7 protein-coding genes are annotated in these 14038 nt (G+C 42.1%); 2 read left to right on the top strand and 5 right to left on the bottom strand.

Translation table 11 applies throughout. The annotated features are described in order from the left end of the window. Positions 1–3: 3 nt before the first annotated feature. From GJU87_RS05260 to GJU87_RS05250, 3 genes are read right to left on the bottom strand one after another with little or no spacing between them, the layout of a single operon-like run. On the bottom strand, positions 4–561 hold the full coding sequence (locus GJU87_RS05260) for a suppressor of fused domain protein (protein WP_153638550.1): 558 nt from the start codon (positions 559–561) through the stop codon (positions 4–6). After that, a complete protein-coding gene (locus tag GJU87_RS05255; protein ID WP_153638549.1) occupies positions 548–4258 on the bottom strand; it encodes a DUF6443 domain-containing protein in 3711 nt (1236 codons plus the stop codon). The genes GJU87_RS05260 and GJU87_RS05255 overlap by 14 nt, the downstream gene beginning before the upstream one ends. 12 nt (positions 4259–4270) lie before the next feature. Next, positions 4271–7192, bottom strand: coding sequence for a hypothetical protein (locus GJU87_RS05250; protein ID WP_153638548.1), 2922 nt, complete (start codon positions 7190–7192; stop codon positions 4271–4273). Positions 7193–8246: 1054 nt separating this feature from the next. On the opposite strand from GJU87_RS05250, the gene GJU87_RS05245 reads away from it, so the two are divergent. Both GJU87_RS05245 and GJU87_RS05240 read left to right on the top strand, forming a co-directional pair. Further along, positions 8247–9089, top strand: a complete 843-nt coding sequence (locus GJU87_RS05245; protein ID WP_153638547.1) for a prephenate dehydratase domain-containing protein — start codon at positions 8247–8249, stop codon at positions 9087–9089. A gap of 193 nt (positions 9090–9282) precedes the next feature. Next, positions 9283–9825 (top strand): heme-binding beta-barrel domain-containing protein, encoded by a 543-nt coding sequence (locus GJU87_RS05240; protein WP_153638546.1) that lies wholly within the window; start codon positions 9283–9285, stop codon positions 9823–9825. Between the two features lie 62 nt (positions 9826–9887). Here GJU87_RS05240 and GJU87_RS05235 read toward each other — a convergent pair whose 3' ends face one another. Together GJU87_RS05235 and GJU87_RS05230 are read right to left on the bottom strand one after the other, a co-directional pair. Further along, positions 9888–12293: a glycoside hydrolase family 31 protein gene (locus tag GJU87_RS05235; protein ID WP_194831446.1), complete on the bottom strand. Its 2406-nt coding sequence runs from the start codon at positions 12291–12293 to the stop codon at positions 9888–9890. A 304-nt stretch (positions 12294–12597) separates the two neighbouring features. After that, the gene (locus tag GJU87_RS05230) at positions 12598–13815 is read right to left on the bottom strand and encodes a DUF763 domain-containing protein (RefSeq protein WP_153638544.1); all 1218 of its coding nucleotides are present in this window, start codon (positions 13813–13815) and stop codon (positions 12598–12600) included. Positions 13816–14038 lie beyond the last annotated feature (223 nt).

Raw genomic sequence — 14038 nt, 5'->3', positions numbered from 1 at the left:
TCACTAAATAACACTTTTTCTATAGAGATCTAAATAGTCAAAACTATTTTTTTCAAAAGCTTCCTCCAAGGAGTCTATCCCATTTTCAAATTTAAAATCTCTTTCCCTTTTAGTAATTGGGATAAGCCAGTAAAACTTAACATTTTTTTTAATATCTGAATTTTCAAGGTTCGGCCCATCTAAATAGGGTAAAGAAATCAAACCATAAGAACAGGTCGATTTCTCAACCAAAGGTCTACCAAAATTTACTGTATGCCATAGATCCAAGAAATTGTTTGTTCTATGATAATAGGCAACAATAGTTAACAACTCAATATAAGTATCGTCTTTCTCTTTTGAAAAAAGATGTAGCTCAATGGGGTTTTTATCATCCATCTGAGACATGCAGCATGTTGCATAGGTCCACATCTTTCTTCTCTCCGTCGGTTCAAACTCTAAGATACAAAATTCATTTGGCAATTTTTGATAGGGACCATCCAACCACCTTTTTTCCGTAGCTTTCGCTTTCCAAAAGGACTCATAATGTGCCCTAATAGACGTTTTATAATCAATCAAGTCCATATTTCTTCTTTTGTTGTTTTGAATAGTGGGACATCTTTCCTCCCTGCGAATTTGATTCTCTTGTAGATTGTTTTTGCATTTTAGTTCTATCTTTTGCAAAGGCTTTTCTTTCCCCTGGAGTCATTGCGTAGCCTGGCTTTCCCCCGTTACCATCTCCTTCATAATAATGTTGCACTAGCGGGATAGTATGATCAACAACCTGATCTTTCTCTGCCCCTAAAACTTTTCTATCTGCCGCTGTAGGTGTTCTTCCATAATGTTTACTTCTATTATAGGCTTCCGTCGGAACTTGCACCTTATCACTGCCCAATTCCCCAACTCCACTTTCTACATTTTTTACAGGTGACGTCTCAGTTTCAACAGCATCGTCCGCACTAGTTGAAGAAGCGTTAGCGTTAATATCCTCTGTTACATTAACAGCATCAAGTGCAGGAGCCATAATCATAATTGTTTGATTAAATCCTCTAATCATATCCTCTCCCGGACTTGAATTTGTGTTTCCTGGATGGGGGGCTGAACGACCTGCCTTCATAAGCAAATTCAAATAAAAAGCAACAGCTTGCTCAAAAATTCCTGGTTCTTTCTTCTGAGGGTCACCAGCCAACATCCCATCCGGATCAATAAATCTAATGGGATTATCAAAACCGTATACATACGGGCTCCAACGTCTTGAGACTTCAGATTTGGGATCAACAACACTCCACCTCCCGAGTGCCGCATCATAAAACCTGGCCCCGTAATCATACCAGTCCAGTGTTCCGTTGCCAATAGCATCATCCTGCAGCTCCTTGCCGTTGTACAGGTACTTGTTGTCCGACGAACCTGCTATCTTCAACGCCATACCAAACGGGTAATAATCCGTCTGCTGGGTTACCGTACCCGAACTGTTCACTTCCAGTCGAGTATTACCCAGGTGGTCTTTCAGGTCGTACAAATACACCGGAGTCGAAGGCGTAGTCACCATTCCCTCTTCGTTCAGGATATATTTCAATGAACTTCCCTGGTACACAAAGTTACCGGCATAATACAATGCAGTACCAGAGGGTTGTATCTTCTCAACCTTTGTACCGTCGGCTGTGTAAATATAGGTAATGTTCTGGCTTCCCGCAATCACCTTCCGTGGCAAGTTCAGGTAATTATATTGTATATCTGTCAGACCCTTGTTTGCATCAGTCGTCAGATTTCCGTTTCCATCATAAGTATACTCCGTGGTTTGCGATACACTTTCGGTAAAGCCCACATTGTCGTTGGCCGAGTCGTCCACCTTCTTCAACTGATTTCCCTGATACGTGTAGGAAAGGTTGTCGATGGTGCCTGTTCCTTTCAGTGAACGACTCAAGTTCCTGATGTTACCATTCTGATCGTATAACGAAATATTTACATTGTTGGCATTCGCATTTGTAGTCAGGCTACTTCCTTCACCGTAGTCGGCAGCCGTCAGCCGGTTTAACCCGTCGTAGATAAAACCATAGCCTTGTTTTCCCGTGGGAGACAAGGCCCCACTGTTATACGGTGTGTTCCACACCATACCCGAGATATTTCCGTTATACTGTGGGTTAGCCGTTAGTCCCGAGGGCGTTGTGTCGTAATACAAGGCCATGTTCCATTTCTCCTTGCTGCTACTACTTGGGTTCACATCTGGGTTATTGATACGACTTAGCCACCCGCGAATGTTATATGAGTAGTTCAGTTCTTGTGCTCCTGCACCCGGTGCACCGTGTAACGTCTTCCTCTTCAGGTGACCCTGTTCGTCATAATCCAAAGAGGCAAGCGTCACTTCAGCATTGCTATTCAGTTTGTACTTGATCTGGGTCATCCGCCCCATATGATCATAGCTATAAGTTTCTAATACGGTATTGCTATTTCCAAGAAAGGCCTGTAAAGTCTTGCTCTGCAACACTCTCCCTGTAAAATCATATTTTGAACTGGTTACTTCATAGTTACCACTACTCTGCGGATAAAGATCCTTGAGAGTTTCAATCACACGGTAGCGGTCGTCATAATAGGTTGTAGTCAACAACCAGACTCCTGAAGTCGTCAGCTCATTTCCGTTCAGCACTTTCTTTCGGGTCCCGGTTACCTGGCCCCGCACATCATCGAAATAATAACTGCTGCCGGAACTATCACTGTAACCACTAACATTTGCACTAGAGTTAAAAGTCTTGCAGCCGGGGTAACTGTAACCATCATAGTAAGTCACACTCAGCAGATTGCTCTCCGATATGCCAAACTTACCAGAAAAACTGTTCGACAGCGTATAACCGATACCTGACGTACTACTATACTCATAATAGATTCCGGAATAACTGTCTAGGTAGGACTGAAGACTGGAACGACTATCTGAAAGGCTTTTAATCCCGGTCATCACCGGTCGGTTCAGCGCATCATACTTGATGAACTGCCACTGACCAAGCGCCCGCTGATTACTGTCCTGGCTGGCGACTAAACGATCTCTATTATCGTATACCATATACACCGGACCTTCCCCTGGCAACTTCTTCTCAATCATCCTCTTACGATCATCATAAGTATATTGATAACAATAATCCGCAAGCTCACTGCTACTTACCGTGTTGTCTGCCATAGCATCGGGAGTAAGAACAAAGCGGAGCATTCCCAGGTCATCATATACATATGCAGTACGCGATGGTGTAGAACCATTCCACGCCACCTTCATCACTATCCGTCCTTGTTTATCCTTGAACTCCTCGGTTCGACTAGTATTCGAAGATTGCGTATTGTTCTCGTCCCAGGTAGTGGTTTTGTATAGTGTTGCTGCAATATAATAACCTCCATCGGTTAGCACTCCATTCGTCACCTTCCATAACTTTACCTCGTTAGCTGCGTTAGTCCCATAAGCCTGCTTTACCGGATGCTGGCCAGGCTGCCATGCATATCCAGGAGCGCCTTGTTTGAGAACACGATTCAGAGGAGAACCATCATACTCTGTTTTTGCAAAAGCTGTGGTTCCATCGTTGCTACCGTAAAGTCCCGTATAATAACCTACCTGTCCCACTGAATCAGCAGAAACATAGGAACCATCAGAATTCTCTCCCGGGTATGCCAGAAATTTCATCGCTTCACGTCCCACTGCATCATAACGAACAGGTTTCACCAAATCATCTCCCATTGGAGATGCACCAACCCTTACGGTTTGTTTGGTGCGTCCCAAACCATCTATATACTGAACCGTGCCAATAGTCTTATCGTAAGTCAATTCGCTATTATGGGTTACCCCTGCGGTTTGTACCTCTCTGGTGAAAATATAATTCTCCGTTGAGGTTAATTGATAAGTGATGCCAACAAAATTTCTCAAATTAATCACGAACTCTGAATTAAAGCCTGATATCGGAACTCCTGACGGACCACTGACATACAATCCCCCACTCTGAATATAGGCAGTATAAGTATTTGCCACCAATCCAAGGTTAATATCCGGTAGTGCTGGAGTAGTATTTAAGTCTTTTATCCTTCCCGTTTTCATTGGGCACGACGCAAATCCCGCACTAAATCTCACATCCAACGTATCGTTTTTGATACTTACCGATACAGCTCCTCCACCTGATACCGCGCTTGTCATGAAATCAGTGAAGTACCAGGAAACGGAATAATCCTGAAAGACGTTGGCTAAGCTTATATTTGATGACAAAATAAGGACCAACAACAAATAAAACCTATTTATATATTTCTTACTCATAACTTATCCGCCTTATTTATAGTGATATTCGAAAGATTTAACAAAATTATAATCATTGTCTTGGATGGTCTCGAGCCTGCCAAAACTATCATAATCATAATATGTCTTCAGGCCATTCAAATCCATTTGAGAAATCATCCCAACCAGAGGCTGAAATACATACATCGTTGGCCAACATGAGGGTCTGTCAGATTTAAGTGCTGAAAACAACTGAGATAACAATGATTCAATATCTGACTGATTGGTAGCCTTTCCTAAGACATTTACAAAATTTGAACAAACAAAATCATCTCCCGTACCACTCACACTGGAGAACTGCGCATTCTCAATTTTTGCTACTACATAAGTGTTGTTGTAACTCCACAAATAAGTGGTCGCAATTCCATCCCTGCCAGTAACTTGTCTGAGATTACCATTACTGTCATAATTATCGCAGGTAAACTCTGTGGCAAAACTACCTCCATTATTACTAGTTTTAATGTTCGATAGTGCCACCAATTGACTACTGTTGAACAGACCAAAATTCCGCTCCATACTACTTATTTCATCTGTATTATGAAATCGTGTTTCTTTAACTATATCAGAAACATCGTGATTGGATATCATTTTACTGTAAACAGCTGTGCTGGAATAGTCACTTGGATAGTTATAAACTGTCTTTATTGAGCTTCCGTCGCTGGTATTCTCAGTTATTGTTGATTCAAGATATGTACCATCATATATACCATATGTATAATCGTATGTTTTTACTACCTTATCCGTTCCAGAATAATCTGTAACAATCTTTTTTTGCAGCTTTTTGGTACCGATAGAAACATAGGCATCGAGATAATCATAATACGAATCCATATGTACTTGAGAATAATATGTTCTATAATATTCAGCAGCCGAACCAACCCAATCATAACATTCAAGAGTTCCAGCTCCCAGAGAATGCTTAAATACATACAGTCCTGTTTTGGGATAGGACACTTTAAAGTCTGAATATTGGTAAACCGTTTTTTGCACGGTATCATTTGCATTATTGAGAGAAACTACTGACTTGAGTTGTCCTCGTTCCCAACTATTATCGACTGGATATTGATGACCAAGCTCAATAATACTATTCGCAGAGTAAAGTGGAGCATTATATACAAATGAATAAATCTTCTTTCCATCATCATCCGGGTAATTGCTTTCCTCAACAACATCATAAAATACCGGAGCCCCATTATTGTAGGTAAAAGGTATTATAGGATCGCTTGACAAGTTCGCTTCAGTATCATATTCCCCAACACCACATGCTCCAGACGGGTCGTATCCTACCGAACCTTTGACTTTTGTATACCCAAATTTCGAATAATCTAAGAATGGGGTTAAGTTCCTCGCAGATAAATAGCTAAATTCTTTTTTTATTGGTGAACTATTTGAATTACTCTTATATGCTAGACTTTTAACCCTCAATCCTCCAATAGTACTACCTAAAACATAACCAGGTAAATAATTATTTTCATATTCAAGTTCAAGCCAACCACCTGTAGGATATGTCACCTTATTCAATATAAATGCTTTCGTGGTCGAAGCAATCACATTCCTATCTCCTAAAACAAATGTAGGTATTGTAACATTGAACTGGCCAGGTACCTGGCTCGGAATCAATCCACTATTGTTCGCACCATTAAAATATCCCCAATAATCGACAGATCTATTGTTGCTTAGTATTGAGGAATACACTTCTTTGTATGCAGGTAACTTTACAGATTCATCGTATGAAAAGCTATATTGATCAAGCGTACTGGCACCATTTGATTCGATAACGTTTTCGAGTTTTAACCTTCTCTCATATTTAGTATCAACATTGAGCTCATCCGGGCTTACAAAATACCCCTGAGAAAATTTGGTTTCTTTTATTATCCGATCTGATTTATTGAGAACAATAACATTGTCCAATCTACGTGAACCGACATCAATTCTATCATCTTTCGTATGAAAAACAACACTCCCTCGCTTAAACACAATTGAATCCACACTTAGTCCAGTCACTTGCTCCTCCGGAGCAGAAGTATATGAACCAGTGGAATTCCAGTCTGTAACAATACCAGCAATATCCCCTGGTGCCGAGGCTACCGCCTTATAATAATTCATTGTTTCATGAGCACACCATGTAAAAACTGGTTTTTGACTATAATAGAAATCTACTTCATCAGCCGTGTTGTTGTCAATAATCTTTGTTGGTAAGTAGGATGACCTGAATGAAGCTCCACCGGAGCTTGTTGACACAGTCACTTCACTATTGGCAAAATAATATGAAATACCTTTTGAATCCGTAATAATAAACCCGGTAGCCTCCTGGCTCATATCGGTTGGTATCCGTTCAATTCGTAGTCCCAAATCTGAGGGAGAAGTTTGCAGCTCATTATTAATATCATAGAAAAACATCCCGGATTGCCCATCTACATTAAAATGATACTTCTCTTGTTCATTCTGTGCATACCCGTTTGATAGTTGCCAAACATAATCATAATTGTTGTGGAGTGTGGCAATTGCCTGGCTGGAAGAACGCACGGGAGCAGTGCGAACATTTCGGGAACCATAATAAGATTGTCCTTCTACTGAGATAGCGCCACCAAAGTTAAGTGACCAGCCCAAGCCAACCATGCTTGCTACCTCGTCAACTTTTATCCCTCCAGTATTATAAGAAATACTAATAGGAATAACAATTCGTCCTTGCTTTATTGTATAGATTGGAATATTAATATTCGCTGTCCCACTTGTATAATCAAAGGAAGCATCGGAGTATCTAAACAAACTGGAAATATCAGGCGATTTTTCAATAATTTCCGGTTTCTTATAAAATTCCTGGTTTACAGTCTGGGCTTTAGCGATAAACGGCAAAAACCAAATTACAACCCCTAATAATACTTTTAAGGGAGTCTTAATCTCGTTTGAATTCATATGTTACTTTTTGAAAATAGCGCTTTCTTTTTTGCAATAAAGTCTCGCAATGGACTTTTGATTTAATTATTTACATTACACAGCTCAATAACTCATTAGTATCCTGCTCGAATGATTTTCCCATCGCGAAGCGGTTAGCGATGCTGTCCTGTCGTGAAAACTAATAAGATTCTGTACTGAGTAGCCTCGGTAGTCTCCAGCCTTAAATGTTAGTACCAATATACGAGTAGTGAGTTCTACTTGTATACTCGCAGTAAATGTCATTTATGCTTACATAAGTCCTACAGTCGTATTATTACGTAAGACTAACAAATATGACCAGCAACATCAAAACGGAGTTCTCTGGACACGCAAGGAATGCGTACCTGGGACGAAATGTGTTTTCAACCTACTTTTTCATATCTTTGAGATTTAGCGGGAACGGCAATTCCCGGTTAATAAATTTTGTTGGGCCCTCCGGTTTTTCCGGAGGGTTTTTACTTTTGGCTAAAACATATCACAAGAACCTTTCCGACCAAAGCGATCTCAATTAATCGAAGGGTTGTAAATTCAATGAAATATATTTTAATCTGACAAACTAAATAAAAAGACTGGTTGCCTTTATTGGACCTGTCATCCGCCTAATAGCAGCAATTTCTCTTGGAACCTATTTTTCATTATTAAAACTTTAGCATCAACTAGGTAAAGCTGAATTAATTAATAAAAATAGGTTTATATCAGGTAAGATTAGTAAGGTAAGCTTGGTCATCAACATATTACAATGATTAATACGCTTACACTCGATTTGGTAACCCCCGTTTCTCAACTTTTTTATTTCAAAATTTCGCCAAACAACCATCAACCAATCTTATCCATTATATAACTGTGCTTTAGCGAAACTCTCCACGATAAATGTTTTTTAACACTCCCATTTATTTATCATCTTTTGAAAAAAATATTAGTTGAAATCTTCCTTACTTAAAAGATAGCGCTGTCTTAATAAAGACACTTTCCCTATCTGAACCATTTCCAAAATAAACCGTTTTCCTATTCTAACTATTAGTAGAATAATCGGATGAAGAAGATTGCGACATTGGGCCCAAAAGGAACCTTTTCGGATAAAGCCACAAAAATATTTAGCACTCAATTGAATGAGGAATATGAGATCGAGTACTACCCTTCCATTAAAAAAGTGCTGAATGCCATTGGCAATAAGTGCGATTACGGAGTTCTGCCCATCGAAAACCTGACCGAAGGTTTCGTATCTGTTGTATTGGATTTCCTGGTTTCATCGGAGCTTAAAATTGTCAGTGAGATTATGCTTCCCATACAGTTTTCATTTGTTGGAAAAGCAGCAAATCTAGAGAACCTACAGCATTTGTATGTTCAATACGTTGCCAAAGGACAATGTGCCGATTTTATTGATTCGCTGGAAAACGTGGAAATCATCACGACACAAAGCAATATGGAATCACTTGAAAAAGTAAAGGAGAGCAACCATGCCGATGGAGCTATTGTACCTTCCGATTCCTATTCCGAGACTGAATTTTCCCAGGTAATTGAAAGCGTAAACGATTACCCCAACAATGCCACCCGCTTTCTCGCTTTCACCAGTAATGCGACTATCGACAATTATTCTTCGGATGAAAATTATAGAACTTCCCTGATCGTTATTGACGATAACGACCGGGCCGGCTTACTGGAAAGTGTCATCGTCTCTTTCGCCAGACGAGACATCAACCTGACTGGTATCGTTTCGCGCCCAACGGGACAGGTTTTTGGCAAGTACCACTTTTTCATTGGCTTTGAAGGGCACATCCGGGAAGAAAGAGTGACCGCGGCATTAAATGAGATAGAAACAATGAACAAAATAAAAGTGTTGGGCTCCTATCCGAAATCTGGCATCCAGGATGAATAATGATGTTTCATTTCAAAAAATATTTCGAGATTCTTTCTGACGCATCCTTGAAAACATAACATTCGTTTTCAAATTATGATTGGAATCCCTTATTTTTATATTCTAACGGAATAAATGGGAACAAAAGCCCGACATCTCACATAGGAAAATAAAGGTTCACCGGTAAATCAAAATAAGTAAGAGAAAATTCCGAATGAGTATTCTGAATAAACGAAATATTGTCCTTTTGTTTTGCATGCTGACATTTTCCGGCGTGACTTTTGCGCAAAAGAATCCGCTTGAGCGACTCGATTTCCTCATTGGAGATTGGGTTGGCACCGGAAAAGGCTACAACAATACTCAATCGAAAGTAGAAATTTCCTTTTACTACATCATGAAAGGAAAATTCATTGAAATGAACGCGGAATCGAGGTTCGCATCTGGTGGAAAGAACGACAAAGGCCAGTTTCACCAGGAAAAAGGGTTTTTAAGTTACGACAAGGACCGTAAGCAGATAGTATATCGTCAGTTTAGCAACGACGGCTACGTAAACCAATACTACCTGAACGATACCATTTCAACAGCCCATACCTTGGTTTTCGATACGGAAAAAACCGAGAACTTTGTCCCGGATGGAAAAGCCAGATGGATTATTCAAAAAGAGGGAGACCGTCAACTAAGCACCTCATTCAATGTCGCTTTCCCCGAACAGGAATTCGTCAGTTTTGGCGTACAACAATTGACAAAAAATCCATAAAAAAGCCTGCCGGCAGGAACACTTCCCTCCGACAGGCTTTCACTATATTTTATGTTCTTTTCTTACCAGGAAAGAACCGTTTCGCCATTATTGGCATCCAGTGTCAGCGTTTGTGTGTTGCCTTCACCCTTTTGCAGGCTCACCGCTTTTCTTCCGACTTCTACTGAATTCATTGCATCGAAACCGTGCAATACAATCTCAATTTTGTTGAACTTCGACGTGTAATTTCCTTCGGCTTTGCCAATGGTAATTTTCTTTGCCATCGGATCAAAAGCGAATTCTCTTTTCAGGAAATGACCGTCCTGGTATTGGTAAGTCGTTCCGTCGTCTTCGTAATACAAATATTTATTGGGCTCGGAACCACTGTAAATATGCAGTCTCAGTATGCCATCGCCTTCTTGAGCCGTATTTTGAACGGTCGATTGCATCGGAATAATGGCGCCTGCCTTTACAAATACCGGCAAGTCTGACAGTGGTGCATCAACAATGACCGACTGCCCCCCATCGTATTTTTTGCCTGTGCTCTTGCGGTACCAAACGCCTTTCGGCAGATAAACCCGCCCGAAGTTCTGTTCGCTGGAAACCGGCGCTACGAGAATGGAGGGACCGAAAAGATACTCATCCTGGAAATCCGGGTTGTAAATATTCTTATCGAACGTGTAGTTGATGGCCAGTGACCGGGCAATTGGCATACCCGTTTCGTGCGCCTGGTAGAATGCCGAGTAAATGTATGGCAGTAATTGATAGCGCTCATCAATATACTTTCGTGAAATCGCTTCCACATCTTCGCCAAACGTCCACGGTTCGTGCGCTCGTGAGTTATACTCCGAGTGACTGCGAAAAAACGGAGTATAAGCGGCGATGGAAATCCAACGGGCAAACAATTTGCGATTCGTCGTTCCTCCCATAAAACCACCGATATCCGCACCAACGTACGGAACTCCGGCCAGTCCCATCGAATTGATAAGCCGCGAAGCCAACAGCATATGTTCATCGGAAGCCACATTATCCCCTGTCCAGATAGCCGAGTAACGTTGTATTCCGGCGTAAGCTGCACGGGTGAGCACCAACGGACGTTTACCATCCATCAGTTTGGTAGCACCCTGATAGGTACTGCGGGCCATTTGCATACCATAAACATTGTGGGCTTCCTCCATTGTCCCCTTGTGACCTTCCATATCGAATTCCACCAGATTGGGAACCATATTTCCCCACGAAGCCGGCTCGTTCATGTCGTTCCAGAATCCGGTAACGCCGTCCGCAACCAGTCCTTTGTAAAGATTTCCCCACCAGGTCCGAACTTTCGGATTCGTGAAATCGGGGAAGTTGCAGGTACCCGGCCAAACATCGGCGGACCAATTGGTTCCGTCGGGATATTTCACAAAGCAGTCGTTCTTCAAACCGCTGTCGTAAGCCCAATAGCCTTTTTCCTTCTTCACACCCGGGTCGACAATGGTCACGATATGGAATCCCATGTCTTTCAACGAATCAATCATGGCCGACGGCTTCGGGAAACGCTCTTTGTTCCAGGTAAACACCTTATAGGCGTCCATGTAATGAATGTCGAGGTAAATCACATCGGCCGGGATTTTCTTCTCGCGGAACGTGCGGGCCAGGTTCAATACTTCCGTGTCCGGGAAATAGCTCCAGCGACTTTGCTGGAAACCCAATCCCCAAATGGGTGGCATCTTGATTCGCCCGGTCAGGTCGGTGTATTCTTTCAGCAAATCAGCAACCGAATGACCCCCAAAGAAGTAATAATTCATTTCGCCATCGACCGCACCAAAACTGGAAAACCGGTTGTTCGATGCACCAAAATTGAACGTTGCTTTGTACGTGTTGTCGAAGAATATTCCGTAGGCCAATTGGTTATGCAAGCCAATATAAAATGGCAACGAAGTATAAAGCGGGTCACCGTTCGTGGCATAAGCCGGGTTGTCGGTGTTCCAGTCCACGTAGGCCGAACCACGACGATCGAGGTTACCGGTTTTCTCGCCAAGTCCAATGAACCTCTCATCAGGCTGCAGTTTTTTGTAACAAGTGGTTCCGGTTCCCAGCCAACTGATGCCCAGGCCCGGATCGTCTTCATTCAGCAACTTACCGTCTTTATTGTAAAAACGGACCAGTACCGGATTTTTATTCACCTCTACTTTTAACTCGCCGGTCGATAGCACCAGTTTGTCTTTTTCGTCCTTCACGGAAGTAAATTTTCCCGAAGGCTCTGTAATCACGGCATACGAGGGCGTTGTGCTAAACTCGTTCTGTGTGGCGCGAACCCGAACAACCTCCGGGCCATAAACCGTTAACGAGAGTTTGGCGTTGCCCGCCGAAATCAAAACGCCGTGTGGAGTTTCTTTCCAGGAAGTAAAATTCCCAATCTGTACACTTAATCTTCCTGCTGCAAATGATGGCATGCTCATAACGACTGCAAACATAACAGCAAAAATCGTTTTCCGGATTGTCTTCATGTGTTTTAGTTTATTGACATTTGGCAAACAAGACATATCGATTTCTGATACACATCGCATTGACATGCTTCAAAATTCAATATTTCCTTAATACCAGTATTCTCTTTTTCAGTGATAAACACCGGTAATATTCCACTAAGTTGTCTGGTTTGGCAGGTAGTTGGATGTGCCAGTTCTGAGGATCAAAATTAAGGCTTTGGCTGAATTATCTTTCATAATTTTAAAGAAACCTTTTCATGTGGGCCACACAAATACGCGGTTATTTTTCAGATGTATGTACAAACGGGTCGGTTCTCTTCGAATGTCAAAATAGCTCCAATTGCCCGTCATCCAGGCTCTTCCTCGTTTTCTTTTTGTCGTCAAACACCGTTCGTCCGCCAAAACCTTTCGACTCTTTTCGCTCCTGCTCAATATACTTTTCAAACTTTTCGGGATTGGGAACAAAATCCTTTTCAAGTTTGAACAGTAAATCAGAAAGTTTCTTGATGGAATCCTTCTTTTCGGTCTCCCCGATTTTTGCTCTCCGAACAGCATCCTGCAGAAAATGGATCGATTCGTCATAAACGGAGGTTTGCACCGGGAACGGGTGTCCGTCCTTTCCGCCATGTGCAAAAGAGAAACGAGCCGGATCGTGAAAACGCGAAGGTGTTCCGTGAATCACTTCACTAACCAGGCTCAGCGAACGCAGGGTCTTCGGGCCCAGTCCCCGCAGCAGCAACAAATCATCGAACTTCTCGAACTGGCTATCATAGGCCATGGCCAAAATCGTTCCGAGACGCCGCATGTCCACGTCCGTCACTTTTACATCGTGATGCCCAGGCATTAAAACCTTTCGGATTTCGGGTAACATCCTACCGGGATTTTCTTTTCCTACATTCAGAATTCCTTCACGGGAAGACGCAGCGTCATGCGCTGTCAGATTCAGTATCAATCCCTGATTGTGTCCAATAACCGATGTGTGCGGCTCATCAACAAAGGAAGATACTTTCTCCGAAAGCCAGTGATAGCGACGCGCCATGTTATTCCCCTCGTTCATTCCCTGTTGCACCACAGCCCAGTTTCCGTTCTGCGTCAGGATGAATGAATGCAGGTACAATTGAAAACCGTCTTGGAGCGCTGTATTGTCCACTTTTGCGGTCAGCTTACTGGTTCGCACCAATTCATCTCCGTTTAAACCGGTACGTTCTCCTATTTGCAGCAATTCATCGGGCGTCTTCCGCGAATGCTTTCCCCGACCTCCGCAGACGTAAATTCCCAACTCCCGTGAAACCGGATTCAACGCATGTTTCAAAGCGCCCATCACGGACGTGGTTATTCCTGAAGAATGCCAGTCCATTCCCAGTACTGCACCAAACGACTGAAACCAAAACGGATCACTGATACGCCGGAGAAACTCGTCCGGGCCGTATTCCTCAACGATCGCTTCCGTAATCGCCAGTCCCATCGTCCGCATGCGCTGGTATAACCATGCAGGTACCCGCCCGTAATGTAGTGGCAAATCAGCCTGTCCCAAACGTTTCATTCAACCAATGATTTAGATTAAAATCAATGCTACAAAGTTAAAAACGGTTCGCGTCAAAGCATAAAATTATTCAACCTCAAACACTTTCCCGATAAATTACCTCTAAATGATAGATTATAACTTCAAAAACAACAATGAAAAAACAATAATAAATATTTAAATAAACAACTAAAGGACAATTAATTATCATAAGATCAAACAATAACAAGCAATACTCCTAAAA

The organism is Prolixibacter sp. NT017, assembly GCF_009617875.1.
Classification (GTDB): domain Bacteria; phylum Bacteroidota; class Bacteroidia; order Bacteroidales; family Prolixibacteraceae; genus Prolixibacter.
This window is presented reverse-complemented; position numbering and strand designations above follow the sequence as displayed.